A 22,094-nucleotide genomic window follows, 5' to 3' on the forward strand; every position below is an offset into this window, starting at 1 on the left:
CGCGCGTGCGACCCCGGCCCCAGCCGAGCCTCGTGCCCCTCACTGCGCCTCCTCCTCAGCGACCTGGGAGAATCCCCGTATGGGAGTCGAAGCGGAGGTGACCGTCACGACGGTCGACGAGGTGCGGATCGTGCAGGCCGTCGGGGAGTTCGACCCCGACAGCGACGAAAGCCTGGCCCTGACCCTGGTCCCCTCGGCGGACCGCCCGGCGGGCACCGTCCTGGATTTGGCCAAGGTCACGTTCGCCGACTCCGCCTTCCTCCACACTCTGCTGGCCGCCAAGACCGAACACGACCGAGTGGGCGTCCCGTTCGTGCTCACCCAGTTGCCCCCGGTGGTGGAGCGACTTCTCACGCTGACCGACGTCGCCCGTGCCTTCGACCTCACCAGCGACATCGGGGCCGCCGTGGCCCTGATCAGGTCCCGCGGCGACGCCGCCCATCGGCAATGAGCGCCGCACACCCCAGAGGCTCGGGCGGCCGCCTGGGGGAGTGGCCGAGAAGACAGGGGTGAAGGCACGTGACCACAGCCGAGACGACAGCCGGTTGGCTGGAGCCGCCCCTCAGCGCTGCCACCGCGCGTGACCGCGTCCGAGAACTGCTTCTGACGTGCGATCCGGCCCCACCTTCGCAGGTCACCGACGACATCCTGCTCGTGGTCACGGAGTTGGTCACCAACGCCGGTCGGCACGGCGGTGGCCTGATCGCCTTCGACGCGCGCCTCGTTGCGGGCACGATCACCATCAGCGTGACCGACGCGTCACCCGTCGTCCCGCACACCCACGCCCGCGACCGGGCCGGTGCTCCGGGCGGGTTCGGGTGGCCCTTGATCCAACTCCTCAGTGACGAGGTGTCGGTGCGTACCACTGCTGCCGGAAAGACGATCAGGGCTGTACTGGGCACCACCGCCCACGGTTGACGCATCGCCCGCAGAACAGCCCTCGAAGCGGGGAACTGCACCGAGAGTGATTCCTCGCAGGGGTCACGGCGCTCAAGCTGCGGGATGCGCTGCGGGTGTTGCGTCTTCGTCGCCGTGAGCGGCGTCGAGCTCCGCTTGCAGCGCGGCGAGCCCCGTGGCGAGGGCACGCCGTTCCGTGGAGGGCATGTTGCTGATGGCACGGTGGAGCACACCGTCGCGTTGTTCGCGGATGCGCAGCAGGTGCCGGGTGCCTGCGGGGGTCAGTCGCAGGATGATCTCGCGGCCGTTGCCGGGGCAGGGCAGGCGTTCGAGGAAGCCGATGGCTTGCAGGCGGTCGCACATGCGGGTCACGGTGGACGGCGCGGAGGCAAGCAGTTGGCAGACGGTGCGCATCCGGATCCCGTCCGCACGGTCGGCGAGGTACATCAGGCGCAGCTGGGACGTCGATGTGGGCGTGGTGCCACCGTCGGTGGCATTCCTGGCGTGCTCCCACAGCACGTCGAGGAGTTCGGTGATGTTGCCGGCGGACCGTATTGCCTCATGGCAGGTCCTGTCGGGGGCTGCGTCCGGTGCGGTCATGGTGGCCCTCAGTGGTGTGCTTCTGCCCGGCCGGCGGCCGGACACTGGATCAGGTGGTGCCGTCCGGTCCGGTAGGACGGGCCGCAAGGACGTCGTCTTCGCCCGCTACGGATTGCGGGGCGCGGGCGGGGACCGAGGCAGTGAGGTGGGTGAGGGTGCCGGTGAGGTCCAGGAGGCGGTCCAGTTGCGCGGGGCGATCGTCCAGGTGCAGTCGCACTCCTGCCTGAGTGGTGCGGCGGCCGATCATCAGCAGGACGGACAGGCCCATGGAGTCGACCATGCGGAGTCCTGCGCAGTGCAGATGGAGGTCCTCTAGGCCGGGCCGGGCGGCGAGCTGGGCGGTTGCCTCGTCCAGGAGGAGATCGGCGTTGTCGTAGTCGAGATCGCCATGCACTTCGATGCGGACCTTGTTCTGCGCGTCGACCATGACGAGGCGCAGGTGATCGAGGGGTACTGCGGTCATGCGGTGATCCCGGCGGTCTTGGAGTGGGCGGTCGTGAGTACGTGCGTGGCAGCCCGGAGCATACGGCAGGCTCGGGGAAAGTCCTTGAGTTCATGGGCCAGCAGCCCCAGTGCCGGAGGCAGACTCATCGCGGGCACACCGCGCGCCACCAGGATCTGCGCGGTCCAGGTGATGAACCCGGTGAAGAGGGTCTCGTCGCCGAGGTAGAGGGCGGTGGCGAGGAATTCCACGATGTGCGCCAGGTCCTCCGCGGTCCGCTCACGCTGCAGATCGTCGTAGGACGCCATCGCCGGAAACGTCGTCTCCAGCTGGGTGAAGACGGCGCGTACCAGGGACCTGCTGTTCCGGCTGACCAGGGTGTATTCCTGGTCCGACAGGTGGGGCAGGTCGTCGATCTGCTGATGGTCGGGCTGTGGCCGGGGCAGCGGCCCCTGGGCAAGGTGGTCGGCGGCAGTGCGGGCGTCGGGTGCCCACGCGTCGGCGCCCAGCAGTCGTGCGTAGTGCCCGTCGGGTCCGAACGCGGCGCCTCCGACGAGGACGGGCACGCCGATGGCCTGGCACGCGGTGACCGCCGCGTGGGCCGTGGGCAGCCGCGTGGCGATCGAACTGGACAGGGCGATCGCGTCGGCGCGGGTCTTGTGAAGGTGGTCGATGAGGTGCGGTGAGGGGACCTGGGCACCGAGGTAGTCGATCTGCCAGCCGCGCAGTTTCAGTACTTCGGCCAAGAGCCGGGCGGGCAGAGCGTGCCACTCGCCGTCCACGCAGGCGACGGTGATCCGGCCCCGGGAGACTGCGGTGCGGGCGGAGGGGTGCACGCTCACCGCGGTGACCGCCCGCTCGTTGATGGCGGTCGCGGCGTGTTCCTGGGCAACGCTGATCCGGTTGGCCGCCCACTCCTCACCCACCCTGCCCTGCACGGCTGCGATGACGTCCAGCAGCACGCTCTCCGGTCCTGCCCCTTCGTCGAGGGCACGGAGCACCAGCTCGGTGGCCGCGGCCTCGTCTCCCGCCGAGACGGCGTTCCACAACAGGTCCGCCGGCTCCCGCATGTCCGCGGCGGCTGCGAGGTATGGCGAGACACTGGCGTTCATGCGGTGTACCTGCCCCGTGTGTGGCCGTTCACCGCGCTCAGATGGTGGGTGCGGGGAGCGGAGATCACGACGACTGCCATGTCGTCGTGACGGCCTTGGCCGAGCCACTGGGAGGCCAGCATGTGCACGTGCTCCGCGATCCCCTCGGCGGGCATGCCCGCGCACTCGGACAAGGCGCGCTTGAGACGCTCGTCGCCGAAGAGAACGTCACCCATCGGCCCGCCCCTGGCTTCGGTGATGCCATCGGTGTACAGGACACAGGACTCGCCGGGGGCCAGAGACACGGCCGCGGTGAGGGCGGAGATCGTGGGCATGGCCCCGATCAGGGTGCCGCGGGTCCCGGCTTCCTCGACGGTGCCGTCCGCGCGGATGATCAGAGGCGCGGGGTGGCCACCGCTGGTCAGCCTGAGATCCACCTCGCTGCCCCGGCGCTTGGCGGAGGCCAGGACCAGGGTCGCGAACCGAGTGGTGTGCGAGTTGAGCAGTGTGGTGTTGAGCACGTCGAGCATCCGCTCGTGGTTGTCCGCCAGCGGCAGCAGCGCATGCAGCGTGTTGCGGATCTTGCCCGTCAGTACGGCGGCCTCCAGGCCCTTTCCGCACACATCCCCGAGCGTGACCAAGGAAGCGTCACCATCGGCGGTGGCGGGGTGCACGTCGTAGAAGTCTCCGCCGATGCGTTCGTGGTCCCCCGCCGGCCGGTACCGGCCGGCGAAGTCGACCCCGGAGACCTGATGCAGCACTGGCGGCAGAAGATCACGCATCAGGACCTCGGTGATCGCGCTCTGCTCCGCATAGAGACGGGCGGCCGACATCGCCGCCCCGGAACGGGCCGCGAACAGCCGAGCGAAGACTTCCTCTTCCTCACTGAACGCGACACTCTCCGTCCTTCGCAGCAACACCAGCGCTCCGGCCGGGACACCGTGCCCGGGCAGCGGGGTGATCACTATCGAGCCGACCGGCCCGAAGCCCTGGGGCACCATCCAACGCGGCGCCGCCGCGGGGTCGATCCACCGCGAGGGCACCGGCGGAAACCCCCGCAGCGCCTCGGCCAGACCTGGCACCCCCTCGGGGTCCACCTTCTCTTGCGCCAGGCTGGGAACCCCGCCACGCAGGCAGGTCACCACCGGTAGCCGAGGCCCACGGGCAGGCGCGACGACCAGCGCCGCATCGGCGAGGCTCTCGGCGGCCATCTGCGCGGTCACATCCATGCAGCGCCCCAGATTCAGCGAGGAGAGCAGGGCACTGGACGCCTCGGCGAGGAACGCGGTCCGCTTCCGCTCCGTCTCCAGGGCTTCCCGGGCCAACTGGTGATCGGTGTCGTCAACCAGCCACCACACCACCGAACCGTCGTCCCGCACACTGGGATGTGCCTCGAAACGGCGACCCCCGATCGCACCTGACCACGGCACATCGGTCTCCGGGACGATGCGTGGGCCGGGGAAGCGCAGTGCTTGATGAGCGTCGGCGATCCAGGACGGAGCCGCATTCACCAGGGGCGTTCCGGGCACTGCGCGGGGCAGGAGCGCGCCGGCCGCGTCATTGCGGCGCATCAGTCTGCCCTCTGCGTCAGCGACCAGAACCGGGTACGGGGCACCGCCCCACGCTAGGTCCGAATCCGTGCTTGCGCCGGTTTGTGCTTGGGTGGATACCAAAGACCGAGGACCCGCTGAGCGAATCCCTCACCTCATCACCTCGACGGAACAGTTGTCTTAAGGCAACCATCCCTCATGATGTCGCCTTCTGACAACCAGCCCTCTCAGCTCGGCAGCAAGGGCACTGTTCATCGGCCGCGCGGGGATGCGCGGCTTGCTGTGCGGATGCGGATGCGGGTGTGGGTGTGGCGGTGCGGGTGGGCGTCGTGGGTTCGGGCAGGGTGCGGAAGAGAAGCCAGCTCAGGGCCGGCATGGCGATCAGGGGAGTGAGGGCGGTCCGGAGGCTGGTGGTGTCGGCGAGGTGGCCCAGCAAGGGGCTGACGAGGCCACCGATGCTGACGGTGAGGCCGAGGGTGATGCCGCTGGCCGTGCCGATGCGGGAGGGCAGGTAATCCTGGCCGAGAGTGACCTGAAGCGAGAAGGGGACGTACAGGCCGGCGGAGGTGAGAGCCACGAAGAGGAACATGGCCGGGCCGGGCGTGTGGATCACGCCGGTGACGGCGGCGATGGAGAGCAGGTAGGACCAGCGGCAGACGCGGACGCGGTTGTAGCGGTTGGCCAGGAATCCGCCCAGGACCGATCCGGCGGCACCGCCCAGGAACAGCAGGAACAGGGCGGCGGTGCCGGCGGTGGTGCTGCCTTGCATGCGCTGCTGGGCGTAGAGGGAGATGAAGGTGCTCAGCCCGGTGAAGACGACGGAGCGGAAGACGACCGCCAGGGACAGTCGCACGAACGAGGCCACGTCGTCTGCGCCAGGGGGGACTTGAGTTTTGGCCGTGCCGGTCCGGGGCCGGGCGAGCATCCGCAGCACGGGTACGCACAGGGCGGCGCCGGCGAGCGCGGGCAGGACGAGGACGGGTGTCCAGCGCAGGGAGCCGTGTCCGATGGCGGCCGACACCATGAGCGGGGCGAGCGCGAAGCCGATGTTGCCGCCGAGGGAGAACCAGCTCATCGCGCTGTGGCTGCCCTGGCCGGCCTTCCTGGCCACGCGGGCGGATTCCGGATGGTAGGCGGCCACGCCGATGCCGGAGACGGCGACGAAGAACAGGGTGAGCCCGTAGGAGCCGCTCAGGCCGCTGAGTGCGATGCCCACCCCGCCCAGCAGGGTGCTGACCGGCAACAGCCACGGCATCGCCCACCGATCGGTGAGCACCCCGAACAGCGGCTGGGCCACCGACGACAGCAGGGACGCGGCCAGCACGATGCCGGAGGCGACCGCGTAGGTGTAGTCCCGTTCGGCCACGAAGAACGGGATCAGCGCCGCCACGGCGCCCTGGTAGATGTCGACGCAGGCGTGCCCCACGGCCAGCAGCAGGATCGATGTCTTGTTTCGCACCCCACCCATGCTGGGAGCAGCATCCCATGTCGCGCTTCCGATAGATTGACAGGTGATGCAGGAAATCCGCCACACGGCTGTCGCGCCGACCCGGACCCAGCACCTGGCCTCCGGCGGCGAGATCGACGCGCACCGCCAGGACGACCACCAGATCGCCTACGCCAGCCGCGGCACCATTGCGGTGACCACCGATGCCGGCTCCTGGATCGCTCCCGCCACCCGCGCGCTCTGGATCCCCGGCGGCACCGTCCACCGGCACCAGGCCCACGGCGAACTCGACCTCCACCTCGTCGGCCTGCCCACCACCGACAACCCCCTCGGCCTGGACACACCCGCGGTCCTCGCCGTCAGCCCTCTCCTGCGCGAACTCATCGTCACCTACACCCGCGACCCCGACAACGACACCCCACCCCGCCACCGCCTACGCGCCGTCATGCTCGACCAGCTCACCCTCTCCCCGGAACGGCCCCTCCACCTGCCGGCCCCCACCGACCCCCTGCTCCGCGCACTGCACGACATCCTGCGCACCGACCCGGCCGACAACCGCTCCCTCGACGACCACGGACGCCGGATCGGTGCCAGCGCCCGCACCCTCTCCCGCCGCCTCCGCGACGACCTCGGCCTCACCTACCCTCAATGGCGCACCCAGATCAGGCTCCACCACGCCCTGATCCTCCTGGCCGACGACACCCCCGTCACCACCGTCGCCCACCACTGCGGCTGGTCGTCCGCCAGCACCTTCATCGACGTCTTCCGCCGCACCTTCGGCCACACCCCCGGCACCCGCCCCACCACCTGACCGCACGAGCCGGTCAGCGACACGAGCCGTCAGATCCTCGGTCAGACACGGCCCAAGGCCTTTCGTCCGGCTCAGGCCGCACCCGATGCTGCGCGATCAAGGTCCGGGTGTGGGCGATGCCGAGCGGAAGGGCACGAGGGCGGCGGGTATGTGCTCGCGGATGAACTCGGGGGCGCGCTGAACGGTCGGCCTCCGAACGCGGGCCTTCATCACCTGCTCGCCAAGGGCGCCCCTTCGGCAGGCAGGGTCAGCACGCAGGGGGCGACGGGGCCGGGCAGCCCGACGACCTCCCCCATGTTCTGCCAGCCCCAGGACGCGAAGGCGGCTTGTCCTGCTTGGTCGGCGGGATGCAGCAGGGTGACCCCGAGCGGGGAGTGCAGGTCTGTGAGCAGACGCTGTTGCAGGCGGCGGGCGATATCGCGGTGCTGAGCGTGCGGATCGGCCACGACCTGGGTGAGAAGGACGAACCGTGCGCGGGAGGTGAGCCGGTGGATGATCTCCTGGAGCGTTCCGTCGAACCCCTGGCGGCCGGAGCCGTCCGAGCCCGCCGGGAAACCGAAGGCGCAACCGACCAGTCTCGTTGTCTCGGCGACCAGCAGGGCGAAGCCGGGGCGGTGGGCAGTGACCGCCAAGCGGTGCAGGAAGTCTCCGCGGTCGTGGTACGCCTCGCCGGCGGTGCCCGCGACGGACTCCGCAGCCAGGTCCGCGATGTCCTCGCGCATGTCTTCGGCCTGCCAGCGGGTCAGCCGGCGAAGGCGGATCGCGTCCTTGAGGACCGGCTGGTCCGGTCGACGAGCGGGGGCCCCGGGCGCCCGCGTCGCGGTGCTCACGAGGTCGCCGGACGGCGCGGGGGCCGCGAGGAGCAGCGACGTGGATCCGGTGGAATCGAGGAGCCTGGTGATCTGCGCGCACGGGTGGTGCAGCCGCAGGTGAGCGTGGACCCGGTCGGCGCGTCGTGATGCCGACAGGAGGATGTCCAGGCCCCTGCCGTCGCAGGATCCGACCGTGGTCAGGTCGACGTCGATCACGCTGACGCCGTCCAGCAGACATCGCTCCAACGCGGCCCGCAGCAGCGGTGTCGTGGCAGGTCCGATGTCACCGGCGAGCGTGACGAGCGTCCGCTCCCCACGATTCCGACGATGGATGTCCAGCCGGGAAAGGGCCATCACGTTTCCCCTCGGCCGCGGCGTGGACCCGCGCGGGTGCTCAGCGCGGCACCAGCCATGATGAGTTTGCGTGGCGTTGTTTCGACCGCGGCGGACATGACGGCCACCAGTCTCCGCGCCGACCACTGCGACGGCCCGGGGTTCGTCTCTCGCCGAGGACGACCCGGCGTGGCGGCCGGAGTGCGTGAGGCCCTCGGTACTTCAACGGTACGTCGGCCGCCACCGGAAGCGGCTGCGTCGACGGGCGTGCGGCACGGCAGGGGCCGCACCACCTCACGGTCCGGCCCTGCGGCCCGTACGAACGCCTGTGTTCGCACCAGGCCCGGCTTGCGAGGGCTGCCTCCAGCGTCGTCCTCCACCTCTACGCCATGGTGAACCGAAGGGCGACCGCCGAGCCCGGCCGCCTCTTCGGCGATCAGCGGGCCGATCAGCTGCGGCGGCAACTCGTGCGCCGGGTCCTGGTGGTGCGGCCGGAGGGAGGCAGCCATGCAGGCATGGCTCCGGAGCGGCGCGCACCCGGGGCGCGGTGGCCGGGGCCCCGAGGTCCCTTCCCCGGCTCTCCGGACGGGTGTCGATCTGCTGGTGACCAAGCACGCGTGCGCCGATCTGTTCTTCCCCGACCCCGCCGCGGCGAACGGACAGCGTGGCAGGGTGCGGCTGAGCGCACCGTTGGTTTCGGCCGCGAGGCGACGGGGCCCGTCAGAGCTACGGTGCCTGTCCGCCTCTCGTGTCGATGAGGATCTGCGCCGCCGTACTGGGATTGCCGGGCACGACGGTCTGGGCCATCGCCGCGCGGGCGGCCTCGGGTGTTGCATCCGGCGGGACCACCAGCAGTGAGAACAGGTCGTTCTCGCCCCGGGTGATCAGGACGGTGTCGTCGCTCACGGGGAACGAGTCGATGTGCACCACCCGGTCGTCGACGACGATTCGCGTCGGCAGCCCCTCCCAGGCCGCGATGTCCAGCCCGACGCGCGTCAACGGGCCGAGGTGTTCGGTGAGAGCGCTGAGCAGCGCGGGCAACTCCGCACCGATGTCGTGCGACCTCGGCCACCACGCCCCGTCCAGCACGCCTTCCCGCGATGCCGTCGTCTCGAGCCGGAGCAGCGCGCATCCGGGTCGTAGCGCCGTATGGACGCCACCCGGCAGATGGCGGGAACCGGAGGCGGTGTCGGAGTCGGTCATGAGAACCAACCGTTCAGGGGTCCGGGACGAAGGCTCTGTTCCGCTCGCTCCTGACCACGCTACTCCTCGCTGGGACGAGCACCGGCGTCGCCAGGAACGGCGGTGACACCCCGGCATTCCGCCGCGGAAGGCCGCATGGGCGCAGTCGGCCTGCCCGACGACGACCTCGGCGCAGCCTGTACCTAATCCGGTCGACGGGGGCCTGATCATGGTCGACTGGACGTCGCACGGGACTCCCGCCACATCCGGGTCATGGCGGGAGAGGAAGAGTCCGACGAAGCCGGACCGCAGGGGTGAACCCGACACCGCGGGCACACTGCGAGCGCTCCCTCACCGGCGGCCTCCACCCTGACGCTCAGGCCGAGCCGGCTCACGGGCGCAGACGCACGCCGCGGGACAGGATGCGCAAGGGCAGGGTTCTGGGGTAAAAGTCGAACTGTCGTCCTCGCAGTTCCGCTCCGGCACGGGTGACCGGGGCGGGAGACCCGCTTTCTGGGATGTGATCACGATGGACAGCCCTCGCAATGGCGCCCCGGTGCGGACCGAAGTGCACACGGTCCCGGGGCGAGAAGGCCTTTGGAACAAGATCGGTGAGTTGCGGGCGGAAATTGGTCAGTTGCAGGAGGCCGTCGTCTCTCACGCCGTGGTCGACCAGGCGATCGGGGTGATTGTCACCCTCGGTGGCCTGCGCCCCGACCAGGGCTTCCAGGTGCTCCGAGAAGTCTCACAACACACCAATGTCAAGCTGCGGCAGGTCTCCGAACAGATAGTGGACTGGGCCCACAGCGAACAGTTGTCCGAAGAGATCCGCGCCGCTCTGGACAAGGCACTGGCCACCGTGCGGTCCACCTGACCACGGCACGGTTCCGCCGCCCGCTTTCTGGAGTTCCGGACGGTGAAGACGGGGCGGGAACCACCGAACACACCTTGGCCAGGACTGATCCCAAGGAGTCTTGCCGTCGCGGGCGAGGGGCTACTCCTCGGTCACGTCCCCTGCCCTGCCCCGAGGACGGCACCCGCCGAGACGACGGGCTGTCGAGAGCCTCGGCTCTCGCTGCCGGCAGGGGAGGCGCTTTCGTCCAGACTTCTCATGGGGTTCGGGCCCGAGCAGGGCAACCGTCCGCGATGCCGGGCTGTGCCCTTCACGGATTGACGCCGACGGCAACGGTTCCCAAGCTGGTAGGAGGGGCTGGTGGAAGGGACCACGGTCGTGAGTCGTGAGCAGAGTGGACTTCCCCGATTGCTGACGGCGGCGGAGACGGCGGCGCCGGCGGACGCCGTCGACGTGATCGCGGAGGATCTGCGACGACGTTTCGACGCCACGAGGGTCTCCTTCCTCATTGTGGACCTGACGGGAAAAGCGGTGGCGCGGCTGTCCACCGCCGCCGCGGAGAGCGAGCGGGAGACGGAGCGGATCCCCCTGTTCGGCAGCGTCTACGAAAAGGTCATCCGCACCCAGCGGCTGTATCAGGAGGCGACCGGTCAGGGGCAGCGGGTGATCTCGCCGGTCACCAACCGGGGGGATGCGATCGGGCTGCTGGAACTGCTCCTGCCGACGGTGCCGGGCGAGGACGTCCTCGAAGAAGTCGGGGAGGCCGCGCACATCCTGGCTTACGTCGTGATCGCCAATGGGCGCTTCACCGACCTCTACACCTGGGGGAAACGCTCCAGGCCTCCCACGCTGGCGGCCGAGATCCAGTACCAACTTCTGCCGCAGTCACTGTCGTGCGAGGCTGCGCAGTTCACCCTCTGCGGGAACCTTGAGCCCTCCGAGGACCTCAGCGGGGACTCCTTCGACTACTCACTGGACCGTGACACCTTGCATGTGTCGGTGACCGATCCCATGGGCCACGACATCGACGCCGCCCTGGCCGCCACAGTCCTGGTGGGGGCCCTGCGCGGCGCCCGCCGGGCGGGAGCCGGCCTGGCCGAGCAGGCCCTCCGTGCCGACCAGGCGCTGAACGACCACGGCCAGGGCCATGCCACCGGACAACTCCTGCGCATCGATCTCCGGTCCGGGCGGGCCCGGCTCGTCAACGCGGGTCATCCCTGGCCACTGCGCATGCGTGGGGGCACTGTGGAGGTGATCACCTGCCAGGTGGACCATCCCTTCGGACTGTCCGAACTGACTCCCCGGCCGTACCGTGTGCAGGACCTCGACCTGCGGCCCGGTGACCGTCTCCTCATGATCACGGACGGGCTGCTCGAACGCCATGGCGAGAAGGTCGACCTGCCCGCTCTGCTGGAGCGCACCCGCGGCCTGCACCCGCGGGAGACCACTCTGGCAATAACGTCCGCGATCCGCGACGCCGCCGACGGCCGGCTCGAGGACGATGCCACTGCCGTGTGCCTGGACTGGCACGGCCCCCAGGAGACCCAGCGGCATGTCAGTTCCGGCGCGGATACGCTGCAAGCCTCAGCCCTGCGTACGAAGCAGCAGCCTGGGTGACTTGTACCGGTTCGGACAGCTCCGCACCACGAGAACGAAACCCCGGCCGCGGGACCGGAACGCGCGGCCACCCGGTCGGTGCTTCCACCATCGTCCGGACCTCAGGTTGCCACGTGTGCCAGAACACCGAGGTACGGGACAGACAGCACGCTCAACCACCCGGTGTGCTCCACCCGGGCACACGGTGCGGTCCGCCCGCTGTCGTCGGTCGCCCCGGTGGGCAGCGGGTGGACCGCACCGGATCAGCCCACCGGCATCACGGCTGGTCCCACGATGCCGAGGCGGGCCCGAACGCCCGGACAACCGGTGCTTTTCGAACCGTCCGGGGGAGTACGGTGAGGTTACCGGGGGTTCTTCGCGCCCCGGCTCCGTACGGGTGCCGTTCCCGGTGATCGACACTGCCGGGTCCGTACGGCGGTCCCCGGGGACAGGTCCGCGCCATGACCGTGACCATCGACCGCACGGCATCCACCGGGCGCGCCCCGTCGCCGCGGGCCCGTGTGTCCCTGACAGCCGCACCGGGCAGCCCGGACGGCGTGTGGTGGCCGCGCTCCCGTGCCCTCACCCGTGAGCTGCCGCCCTTGGCGGACGCAGTGGGCGGCGCCTGGGGCCGTATCACCGGCATCACGGTGAACCCCGCCCACTGGCCCGTCATCCCGCGTTGGGTGTCCCTGGCCGGGCGTACCGTGCGGGTGGACTGGTCGGCCGAGGGGCAGGACCCGCACAGGCTGACCCTGGTGTCCGCCAGTGGCCGTCGGGACATGCTGGTGATCCCGCCGGAGACCCGAGCGGCTGCCGCCGCGCGGCTCATGGGCCCTGCCGCTGCAGTCCCGTACCGGGAGCGTGCAGCGGACGCGGCCGATGCCCGCGGCGGAGAGGAAGCGTGGGAGACCGACGGTGGGGCGGGTCGCGCGTCGTCCCGGTCCGGGCGCAAGGGACCGGCCGCGGCACGGCCTCCGGGCGCTGGAAGGTGAGCGGTCACGACGGTTGCAGCCATCACCGTGGTCGCGCTGCTCCTCCTGATCGCCGTCGGAAGCGTTCTGATCCACGGGCTCAACGTTCAGCACGGCGGGCGGATCGCGGCCTGTCAGTGACGGCGCGATGCATGCGGTGATCACCACGAGGCCCTTCCTCGCGGATCCGCGCGTGGAGTGGCGCAACTCCCTTTGAGGCACCGCAAGTCAGGACTGGCAAGTCGAACGATTGAGTCGTCAGGGTTTCGTTGATGACGTGTTCGGAGCGTTGTCGCGGCGGGACCAGCGGCGGTGGGGTGGGTGATCCTGCGGGACTGATGCTGGGCGGCCGGCGCACGTCGATGCAGCCGATGGCCGAGCGGCCGCCGGGCTGCAACATGCATGCTGCAGCCGAGGCGCCCCCCACGGGCGCGGGGTCGAGGTGCCTACTGGGCCCCGGCCTCACGCTCCGGGCGCGGTGCGGCCTTGCCCTGCTCACGTCGTTGCTCGGCACCTAGTGAGCGTAAAGATTGCCGGATTACGGCAATGCGGCCAGCTGCGAGTCTCGTTGAGTATGGGCGCAGCAGGAACAGGGGGAGTGGCCCCGATGCCGGGTTCCGGCAACGGGTACGGGCGTCGGGGTCCGGACGGATGATCCAGGGGGTGAGGACGTGGCCGGCACGGACGTCGCCGGGGTGCGGATCCTCACTCGCCCCGGCATCACGACCCCGAAGGCACCGTGCGGTGTGGTGCCGCCCCCTTCGACGAGCCGAACAGGGGCGTCGTGCTGGAGCGACGCCGTTTCCGCCGGGCTGGACCGCGCACACCGCGGGCGACGACGACCGGACACGGCGAGTGGCTTCCCGTACGACCCCGGCAGTCGTCGCCGCGCCTGAGTTCTTTCCTTCGTGCGTCGCACCGAACAGCGCCGCCCGTAGCCGAGCGGGCCGCTCCGCCTCCCCCGTGGAGGCGCCAACTCTTTACAGACTTTGAGGACTTCCTATGGATTACACCCTGGGCATCGGCGTGCTCGTTTGCCTCCTGCTCGCCGCCGCCGTGCTGTTCGTCGTGGCCCGGTTGTTCCGCAAGGTGGAGCAGGGCAAGGCTCTGATCGTCTCCAAGATGCGCAAGGTCGACGTGACCTTCACCGGGCAGGTCGTGCTGCCGGTGCTGCACAAGGCAGAGGTGATGGACATCTCGGTGAAGACCATCGAGATCACCCGGGCCGGCAAGGAAGGGCTGATCTGCCGGGACAACATCCGTGCGGACATCCGCATCTCGTTCTTCGTCAAGGTCAACAAGACCGCCGAGGACGTCGTCAAGGTCGCCCAGGCGGTCGGCACCGCTCGGGCCAGTGACCGCGACACCCTCCAGGAGCTGTTCCACGCGAAGTTCTCCGAGGCGCTGAAGACCGTCGGCAAGCAGATGGACTTCACCGACCTCTACACCAAGCGCGAGGAACTGCGGTACCGGATCATCGAGGTCATCGGCGTCGACCTCAGCGGGTACCACCTGGAGGACGCGGCGATCGACTACCTGGAGCAGACGCCGCTGACTCAGCTGGACCCGGCCAACGTCCTGGACGCGCAGGGCATCCGGAAGATCACCGAGTTGACGGCCGTGGAGCACGTGCGTACCAACGAGGCGCAGCGCACGGAGGAGAAGGAGATCACCCGTCAGAACGTCGACGCCCGGGAGGCGATCCTGGAGCTGGAGCGCCGGCAGGTCGACGCCGAGACCAAGCAGCGGCGGGAGATCGAGACCGTCCGGGCGAGGGAGGAGGCGGAGACGGCGCGGGTGGTGGAGGAGGAGCGGCTGCGGGCGCAGTCCGCATTCCTCAAGACCGAGGAGCAGCTCGGCATCCAGCGCGAGAACCAGGGCCGCGAGGTCGCGGTCGCGCAGAAGAACCGCGAGCGGGTCATCGCCATCGAGAGCGAGCGGATCGAGAAGGACCGCCTCCTGGAGGTCATCGCCCGGGAGCGGGAAACGCAGTTGACGCGGATTGCCGCCGAGAAGGAGGTCGAGGCGGAGAAGCGGGAGATCGCCGACGTCATCCGTGAGCGTGTGGCGGTGGACCGTACGGTCGCCGAGCAGGAGGAGGCCATCAAGAAGCTGCGGGCGGTGGAGGAGGCGGAGCGGCAGCGGCAGGCCGTGATCATCGCCGCCGAAGCCGAGGCGCAGGAGAAGCTGGTCAAGGACATCAAGGCCGCCGAGGCCGCCGAGCAGGCCGCCACCCACCGCGCCGCCGAGGAACTCACGCTTGCCGAGGCGCGGCTGAAGAGCGCCGACCTGGACGCGCGGGCCAAGCTGCGGCTCGCCGAGGGCATCCAGGCGGAGAGCGCGGCCGAAGGACTGGCCGCCGTGCAGGTCCGCGACAAGGAGGCCGAGGTGATCGAGAAGGCCGGCCGCGCGGAGGCCCAGGCCACCGAGGCCCGGCTGCGGGCGGAGGCCGAGGGCGCCAGGGCCAAGGCACTCGCGGAGGCCGAGGCCGTCGGCGAGAAGCTGAAGGCGGAGGCGGTCGGCCTCACCGAGAAGGCCGCGGCGATGGCCGCGCTGGACGAGGCGTCCCGTGGCCACGAGGAGTACCGGCTGCGGCTGGAGGCCGAGAAGGACATCCGGCTCGCCGGGCTGGACGTGCAGCGGCAGGTGGCCGAGGCGCAGGCGACGGTGCTGGCGACCGGGCTGGAGAACGCCGACATCAACATCGTCGGAGGCGAGTCGGTCTTCTTCGACCGCCTGATGTCCTCCATCGCGCTCGGCAAGAGCGTCGACGGCTTCGTCCAGCACTCCGAGACCGCCCAGGCGTTGGCGAAGCCCTGGCTTGACGGCACGTCGAGCTTCACCGACGACCTCAGCCGCGTCCTCGGCTCGGTCTCCACGGCCGACGTGCAGAACCTGACCGTGTCCACCCTGCTGATGAAGCTCATGAAGACGGGCGGCGTCGACTCCGGGGCCCTGGAGCAGCTGCTGAGCAAGGCCGGTGAGCTGGGCGTCGCCGACACCCGGCTGACGGCTCTGAACGGCAGCGCCAAGGGCTGACAGACCGCGGACGTGGAGCTGCCGCGCGGGGGACGGCAGCTCCACGACCGCTCTTTTCGACTTCCTGAGAGGGACCTCATGACCACCGCCCTGGACACGGGTACGTACGAGGTGCTGCGCGACCGCCTCACCGCGCAGGCGGCCGAGCTGTCCCGCCGCGCCGAGGCGCTGAACGCTCGTCGCGTCGAGGAGTTCGGCTCTCTCCGCCTGGAGCTGGCGGGCACGGAACAACTGCGCACCGAGTCGGCGTGCGTGCCGCGTGACCTCGTGTCCGTCGGTGACGTCCTGCTGTTCGGGTACAACACCGTCCCCGGCCTCGGGGCCGAAACCGGTGTGGGCGACGTGTTCGCGCTGCACGACCGGAACCTGAACCGGCTGCCCGACGACGCCGTGCCCGGCCTGCTCGACGATCCCGTCTTCGTCCGGGAGTTCACCACCCTCCACCGGTACTTCCACCAGGCCCGGCTCCGCCGGCTGCGAAGGGTCGAGGACAAGGTGCTCGCCGTCTTCCGAACGGGCGAGAAGGCGGACGACATCCGGGTTCTGCGCTGGGCACTGTCCGGCGACGGCCGGGCGTCCTTCCTGGACGCGCGCGGTGACCGGGACCACGTCCTGCCGCCCGCGCACGACTTCGCGTGGACGGTGACGACCCGCGAAGACCACGTCCTGGGCCGGCACCCGCACGTCTCCATCGAGGGCGAGGTGTTCGTCGAGACGCTGGGCGGGACGCTCACCGTCAAGACCGAGGACGACACCGAGACGGACGAGGGGGTGTACGCCGAGCCGGTCGCCGAGCCGCTGCAGTCACTCGCCGACGCGCACATCGCGTACGCGCGGGTGGGCGCCCTGATCCTGGTGGACGTCCTCCCGTACAAGGAGGACGTCCACCGCTACCTGGTGTTCAACACCCTCACCAGAGCCGTCGTCCGCCTCGACGGCATCGGGCAGTCATGCCGCCGGCTGCCCGAGGACCAGGGCATCGTCTTCCCCGGCGGCTACTGCCTGGCCACCGGTACCCACCGGACGTTCGACGGCGTCGACACCGAGGGTCTGGAGTTCGAGCGGGCGGTCCGCTCCCCGAACGGCGAGGACGTCCTCTTCGCCTTCCACGCCCGCGTCTCGGGCCGCAGTCTCCTCCTGCCCTACAACGTCATCCGCAAGGAGGTCGCCGCCCCGCTGTCCTGCCACGGCCGGGCCCTGTTCGACGACGGCTCCCTCCTGGTCCTGCGAACGGCCGACGCCGAGCCGCAGCGCGTGCACCCCGTGCAGCGGTGGACCTCTCCGTACGTCTCCGACACCCACGCCGCCGCTCAGCCGGCCGGCACCGGCCCGCTCGCCCGCATCGGCAACGCCGACCTCGTGCGCGGCATCTCCGACTGCCTGTCCGTCGCCCGCGCGGTCACCGAGACCACCCCGACCGGCGAGGTGTACGAGGCGCTCCTGGCGGCCTGCGCACGGGTCGCGGACTCCCACCACTGGCTGGCCGAGGCGGACCTCGGTGCCCTGCACGAACCGCTCGCACAGGTGCGGGCCACCGCCGAACAGGTGCTGACCGAGTTCGAGACGGTTCAGACGCTCACCCGGCAGGCAGCCGACGCGCTCACCGAGGCAACGGTACGCGTCGCCACCGTCGTACGGCGCCTGCGCGGCGAGGCCCCGCGCGGCGCCGAGGCGTGGGTCGCGGGGCTCACCGAACTCCGGCAGGCGCAGGGACACCTGCTCACCCTCAAGGACATGCGGTACGCCGACACCGACCGCATCGACGAACTCGCCGCGGACGTCGAGCGAGACCTCGCCTCGTTCGGGCAGCGGGCCGTGACCCGCCTGGCGCACGAGGACGCCTTCGCCGACCACCGCGCCGGCATCGAGCAGCTCGTCGCCGACGCCGAGGCGATCACCACCGTGGCCGAGGCGGAGCCCGTCGCGGCCCGGCTCGACGAGCACGCCGGCAACCTGCGCACGGTGACCGACGTCGTCTCCGGTCTGGACATCGGTGACACCACCGTCCGCACGTCCGTCCTGGAGCGGATCGCCGAGGTCCTCGGTGGTGTCAACCGCGCCCGCGCCACGCTGGACGGCCGTCGCCGTGCCCTGCGGGACCGCGAGGGCCGGGCCGAGTTCACCGCGGAGTTCGCGCTGCTCGGCCAGGCGGTCACCGGTGCCCTCGCGGCGGCCGGCACCCCCGAGGACTGCGACGAACAGCTCGCCCGCCTGCTCGTGCGGGTGGAGGACCTGGAGTCCCGGTTCGCCGAGACCGACGACTTCCTGGCCGAACTGGCGGACAAGCGTGACGAGATCCACGAGGCGCTTTCCGCCCGTAAGCAGACTCTCGTCGACGCCCGTGCCCGCCGCGCCGAGCGCCTGGCCGAGTCGGCCGACCGGGTCCTGACCACGATCGTCCGCCGGGCGTCCTCGCTCGCCGACGCGGACGCCGTCACCACGTACTTCACCTCCGACCCGATGCCCGCCAAGGTCCGCCGCACGGCCGACGAGCTCCGCTCACTCGGCGACCAGGTCAGAGCGGAAGAGTTCGACGGCCGCCTGAGGACCGCCCGGCAGCAGTCCCTGCGCGCGCTGCGCGACCGCACCGACCTGTACGCCGACGACGGCCGTACCGTCCGCCTGGGCGGCCACCGTTTCGCGGTCAACACCCAGCCGCTGGACCTGACCCTCGTCCCGCAGGGCGATGGCCTGGCCTTCGCGTTGACGGGCACGGACTACCGCGCCCCGGTGACCGCCCCCGACTCTGCTGCGACCCGCCCGTTCTGGGACCGCCCGCTGCCCTCGGAGTCGCCCGAGATCTACCGCGCCGAGCACCTGGCCGCCCGCCTGCTCGACGAGCACGGCCCGGCAGCCCTCGCGGCGGCCGAGGACCTGCCCGCCCTGGTCCGGCAGGCGGCTCAGGCGGCCTACGACGAGGGGTACGAGCGCGGTGTCCACGACCACGACGCGGCCCTGACCCTCGCCGCCCTCCTACGTCTGCACGAGGGCGCGGGCCTCCTGCGCCATGAGCCGGCCGCCCGCGCCGCCGCCCACCTCTTCTGGGCGCACGGCACGACGGCCGTGGAGCGCGACGCCTGGACCCGCCGCGCCGTCTCCCTCGCCCGCGCCCGCGACACCTTCGGGCTCGCGTCCGCGATCGCCGATCTGGAGGCCGAACTCGCCGGCGTGATCGGCACCCGAGCGGCGGCCGCCTACCTCTTCGAGGAGCTGACGACCGGCCCCGACGGCTTCGTCCTCAGCGCGGGCACCCGGACCCTGCTCGACAAGTTCCGCCGCACGGTCGGCGACTCCGCCTACGACGACGACCTCACCGCCCTCCCCGACCCGGCCGCCCGCAGACAGCTCGTCGAGGCGTGGCTGACCTCGTACACCACCGCGACCGGCATCGCCCTCGCCCCGGGCGACCTGGCCGAGGCCGTGGCCGCCGAGCTGTGCCCCGCACTGCCCCGCTACGAGTCGGACGCCCCGCTGACCGAGACCGTCGAGGGCCTCCTCGGCGCCCACCCTCGCGTCCACGAGGGGACCCTGACCGTGCGCGTCGACGAACTCATCGCCCGCGCACGCGAGTTCCGCACGCGTGATGTCCCCGCCCACCGGGCGTACCAGCGCCGCCGCGCCACACTGGTGGCCGCCGAGCGCGAGCGCCTCCGCCTGGACGAGTTCAGGCCGCGTGTGCTGTCAGCGTTCGTGCGCAGCAGGCTCATCGACGAGGTCTACCTCCCCCTGATCGGCGACAGCCTCGCCAAACAGCTCGGCACCACGGGCGACACCAAGCGCACCGACACCGGCGGCCTGCTGCTGCTCATCTCCCCGCCGGGCTACGGCAAGACGACCCTCGTGGAGTACGTCGCCGACCGGCTCGGCCTGCTGCTGGTGAAGGTCAACGGCCCGGCTCTGGGCCACACGGTGACCTCACTCGACCCCGCCGAGGCCCCCAACGCAACCGCCCGACGGGAGATCGAGAAGATCAACTTCGCGCTGGAGGCGGGCAACAACACCCTCCTCTACCTCGACGACATCCAGCACACCTCACCCGAGCTGCTGCAGAAGTTCATCCCGCTGTGCGACGCCACCCGCCGCATCGAGGGCGTACGCGACGGAGAGCCGCGCACCCACGACCTGCGCGGCAAGCGCTTCGCGGTGTTCATGGCGGGCAACCCGTACACCGAGTCCGGCAGCCGCTTCCAGGTCCCCGACATGCTCGCCAACCGCGCCGACGTATGGAACCTCGGCGAAGTCCTCACCGGCAAGCAGGACGCCTTCGCCCTCAGCTTCGTCGAGAACGCGCTCACCGCCAACCCGGTCCTCGCCCCGCTCGCCGGCCGCGACCGCACCGACCTGGAACTGCTGATCCGGCTGGCCGCGGGAGACCCGGCGGCGCGCGCCGACCGGCTGACCCACCCGTACGCACCCGCCGAAGTGGACCGCATCACCGCGGTCCTGCGCCATCTGCTCACCGCCCGCGAGACCGTCCTCGCGGTCAACGCCGCGTACATCGCCTCGGCCGCCCAGTCGGACACCGCCCGGACCGAGCCGCCGTTCCGGCTCCAGGGCTCCTACCGCAACATGAACAAGATCGCCCAGCGCGTCCAGCCGGTCATGAACGACGCCGAGCTGTCCGCCCTGATCGACGACCACTACACGGCGGAGGCCCAGACCCTCGCCACCGGCGCCGAGGCCAACTTGCTGAAGCTGGCCGAGCTACGGGGCACGCCGACCGCCGCCCAGGCCGGTCGCTGGGCGGAGCTGAAGGCGGCATACGTCCGCACCCAGACCCTCGGCGGGCCTGAGAGCGACCCGCTCACCCGCGCCGTCGCCGCCCTCGGCCTGCTGGCCGACCGGGTAGCGGCCGTCGAGTCGGCGATCAACCGCGCCGTCGACCCGCGCCACCTCATCGCCAACCCGGCGCCCCGGCACGCCGCCCGCCCGACGCGGGGGCCCGGAGAGGAGTGAGGAGGGCCATCCACCACGATGGTGGAGTGCCGGAACCCGGCAACATACAGCGGACGGCGGCTGCCCATCAGGCACGTGTCAGGGACGCGTAAGGGACGTGTAGTGTCCGTCGCGGAGTGCCGGGAAGCCTGGTCGGCGACAGGGAACAGCTGTCTTCTCGATCGGGGTTGGTCTTCGTGGTACTCGTCGCGGTCTTCGGCGCGGCTCTGCTCGTCGCGGTTCTGCTCTCCGGACTCGCGGCACGGACCGTGCTGTCCACCTCCTTGCTCTTCCTCGTCGGCGGTGCGCTCGTCAGCGACGGTTTCCTCGGGCTCATTCACATCACGCCGGACAGCGACATCGTCGCGGTCACCGCCGACTTGGCGCTGTTCGCGGTGCTGTTCACCGATGGCATGCACGTCTCCTTCCCGAAGTTGAGGGAGAACTGGAAGAATCCGGCCCGTGCTCTCGGCCTCGGCATGCCGCTCGCCTTCGTCGGTATGGCGCTGATCACCCACTACCTGGTCGGGCTGGACTGGACGACTTCCTTCCTGGTGGGAGCTGTACTGGCTCCCACGGACCCGGTGTTCGCCTCGGCGATCGTGGGCCGCAGGGAAGTGCCCGCCAAGTTGCGGCAGTTGCTGAACGTGGAGAGCGGCATCAACGACGGGCTCGCCCTGCCGGTGGTTCTCGTCCTCATCGCTGCCGCGGGCCCGACCAGTGGGCACGCGGAGGCGTCCTTCGGGAAGATCGCCCTCGAACTCGGGCTCGGACTTGCCTTCGGTGTAGTGCTGCCCCTGCTGGTGAACGGGCTCGTACGGTTTCCGCTGCTGGGGGCGGAGCCCAGGCTGCAGCCGCTGCTGCCGCTGGCCACCGGCGTCGTTCTGTACGCCGCGTGCCACCTGACCCATGCCAACCCGTACCTGGCCGCCTTCTCCGCGGGCGCGGTTCTCACGGCGGTGTCACCGGAGGCGAAGACGGCCTTCGAACCGCTGGGTGAGGCGCTCGCGGAGCTGGCCAAGTTCGCCGCCCTGCTGGTCTTCGGTGCGCTGCTGACGCCCCAGCTCTTCGCCGACCTGTCCTGGACCGGCTATGCGGCCGTCGTTCTGGCGATCGTGCTGGTGCGTCCCGCGTCGATGCTGGTCTCACTCGTCGGCACGCGGTTCAACCGGCGGGAGAAGCTGGTCGCCGCGTGGTTCGGTCCCAAGGGGTTCGCGTCGGTGGTCTACGGGCTTCTCGTGCTGCAGGCCGGCATCCCTCAGGGGGAGCAGGCGTACACCCTCATCGCCGTCTGCATCGCCTTCTCGATCATCGCCCACAGCAGCACTGACGTGCCGATCGCCAGGATCTTCGACGTGGAGGACTTGACGGGCATTCCCGAGCCGGCGAGCACGGTGAGCACACAGTCCCGGGTCCCGGGCCGGGAGGACGAACCTGTCCGCACCACGTGAACGCCTCGTTCGGCCGCGACACAGTTCCGGGAGACGGCCGGGGCACGGCGAACGGGCCCGTGCTCACCAAGGCGCGAGGTG

Annotated in this window: 16 protein-coding genes; 9 read left to right on the top strand and 7 right to left on the bottom strand. The window is 70.6% G+C overall.

Features of this window, described 5'->3' with window-relative positions; genetic code table 11:
* The first annotated feature begins 79 nt into the window (after window positions 1–79).
* Window positions 80–451: an STAS domain-containing protein gene (locus OIE75_RS31715; RefSeq protein WP_307015923.1), complete on the top strand. Its 372-nt coding sequence runs from the start codon at window positions 80–82 to the stop codon at window positions 449–451.
* Window positions 452–519: 68 nt separating this feature from the next.
* The gene (locus OIE75_RS31720; RefSeq protein WP_307015924.1) at window positions 520–918 is read left to right on the top strand and encodes an ATP-binding protein; all 399 of its coding nucleotides are present in this window, start codon (window positions 520–522) and stop codon (window positions 916–918) included.
* A 72-nt stretch (window positions 919–990) separates the two neighbouring features.
* On the opposite strand, the gene OIE75_RS31725 is transcribed toward OIE75_RS31720, so the two are convergent.
* The 5 genes from OIE75_RS31725 to OIE75_RS31745 form a co-directional block, all read right to left on the bottom strand.
* On the bottom strand, window positions 991–1,497 hold the full coding sequence (locus OIE75_RS31725; protein WP_307015926.1) for a MarR family winged helix-turn-helix transcriptional regulator: 507 nt from the start codon (window positions 1,495–1,497) through the stop codon (window positions 991–993).
* A 49-nt stretch (window positions 1,498–1,546) separates the two neighbouring features.
* Window positions 1,547–1,960: an STAS domain-containing protein gene (locus OIE75_RS31730; protein ID WP_307015927.1), complete on the bottom strand. Its 414-nt coding sequence runs from the start codon at window positions 1,958–1,960 to the stop codon at window positions 1,547–1,549.
* A complete protein-coding gene (locus tag OIE75_RS31735; RefSeq protein ID WP_329472987.1) occupies window positions 1,957–3,051 on the bottom strand; it encodes a cobalamin B12-binding domain-containing protein in 1,095 nt (364 codons plus the stop codon). Before OIE75_RS31735 ends, OIE75_RS31730 begins: the two co-directional genes overlap by 4 nt.
* A complete protein-coding gene (locus OIE75_RS31740; protein ID WP_329474086.1) occupies window positions 3,048–4,601 on the bottom strand; it encodes a PP2C family protein-serine/threonine phosphatase in 1,554 nt (517 codons plus the stop codon). The genes OIE75_RS31735 and OIE75_RS31740 overlap by 4 nt, the downstream gene beginning before the upstream one ends.
* Before the next feature lie 175 nt (window positions 4,602–4,776).
* The gene (locus tag OIE75_RS31745) at window positions 4,777–6,039 is read right to left on the bottom strand and encodes an MFS transporter (RefSeq protein ID WP_443078405.1); all 1,263 of its coding nucleotides are present in this window, start codon (window positions 6,037–6,039) and stop codon (window positions 4,777–4,779) included.
* A gap of 55 nt (window positions 6,040–6,094) precedes the next feature.
* On the opposite strand from OIE75_RS31745, the gene OIE75_RS31750 reads away from it, so the two are divergent.
* Window positions 6,095–6,838 (top strand): AraC family transcriptional regulator, encoded by a 744-nt coding sequence (locus OIE75_RS31750; RefSeq protein WP_329472989.1) that lies wholly within the window; start codon window positions 6,095–6,097, stop codon window positions 6,836–6,838.
* A 209-nt stretch (window positions 6,839–7,047) separates the two neighbouring features.
* On the opposite strand, the gene OIE75_RS31755 is transcribed toward OIE75_RS31750, so the two are convergent.
* Both OIE75_RS31755 and OIE75_RS31760 read right to left on the bottom strand, forming a co-directional pair.
* Window positions 7,048–8,004, bottom strand: a complete 957-nt coding sequence (locus OIE75_RS31755; protein WP_329472990.1) for an STAS domain-containing protein — start codon at window positions 8,002–8,004, stop codon at window positions 7,048–7,050.
* Between the two features lie 705 nt (window positions 8,005–8,709).
* Complete coding sequence (locus OIE75_RS31760; protein ID WP_329472991.1) at window positions 8,710–9,186, bottom strand: DUF5994 family protein; 477 nt, start codon at window positions 9,184–9,186, stop codon at window positions 8,710–8,712.
* A 508-nt stretch (window positions 9,187–9,694) separates the two neighbouring features.
* Between OIE75_RS31760 and OIE75_RS31765 the strand changes: the two genes are divergently transcribed.
* The 6 genes from OIE75_RS31765 (at window position 9,695) to OIE75_RS31790 (ending at window position 22,013) form a co-directional block, all read left to right on the top strand.
* Window positions 9,695–10,039: an ANTAR domain-containing protein gene (locus OIE75_RS31765; protein WP_329472992.1), complete on the top strand. Its 345-nt coding sequence runs from the start codon at window positions 9,695–9,697 to the stop codon at window positions 10,037–10,039.
* A gap of 357 nt (window positions 10,040–10,396) precedes the next feature.
* Window positions 10,397–11,635 (top strand): PP2C family protein-serine/threonine phosphatase, encoded by a 1,239-nt coding sequence (locus OIE75_RS31770; RefSeq protein WP_329472993.1) that lies wholly within the window; start codon window positions 10,397–10,399, stop codon window positions 11,633–11,635.
* A gap of 440 nt (window positions 11,636–12,075) precedes the next feature.
* Complete coding sequence (locus OIE75_RS31775; RefSeq protein ID WP_329472994.1) at window positions 12,076–12,609, top strand: DUF5994 family protein; 534 nt, start codon at window positions 12,076–12,078, stop codon at window positions 12,607–12,609.
* Between the two features lie 981 nt (window positions 12,610–13,590).
* A complete protein-coding gene (locus OIE75_RS31780; protein ID WP_329472995.1) occupies window positions 13,591–15,627 on the top strand; it encodes an SPFH domain-containing protein in 2,037 nt (678 codons plus the stop codon).
* 78 nt (window positions 15,628–15,705) lie between these two features.
* Window positions 15,706–20,583 (top strand): DNA repair ATPase, encoded by a 4,878-nt coding sequence (locus OIE75_RS31785; RefSeq protein WP_329472996.1) that lies wholly within the window; start codon window positions 15,706–15,708, stop codon window positions 20,581–20,583.
* A 176-nt stretch (window positions 20,584–20,759) separates the two neighbouring features.
* The gene (locus OIE75_RS31790) at window positions 20,760–22,013 is read left to right on the top strand and encodes a cation:proton antiporter (RefSeq protein ID WP_329472997.1); all 1,254 of its coding nucleotides are present in this window, start codon (window positions 20,760–20,762) and stop codon (window positions 22,011–22,013) included.
* The last annotated feature ends 81 nt before the right edge of the window (window positions 22,014–22,094 follow it).

Source organism: Streptomyces sp. NBC_01723 (assembly GCF_036246005.1).
Classification (GTDB): Bacteria; Actinomycetota; Actinomycetes; order Streptomycetales; family Streptomycetaceae; genus Streptomyces.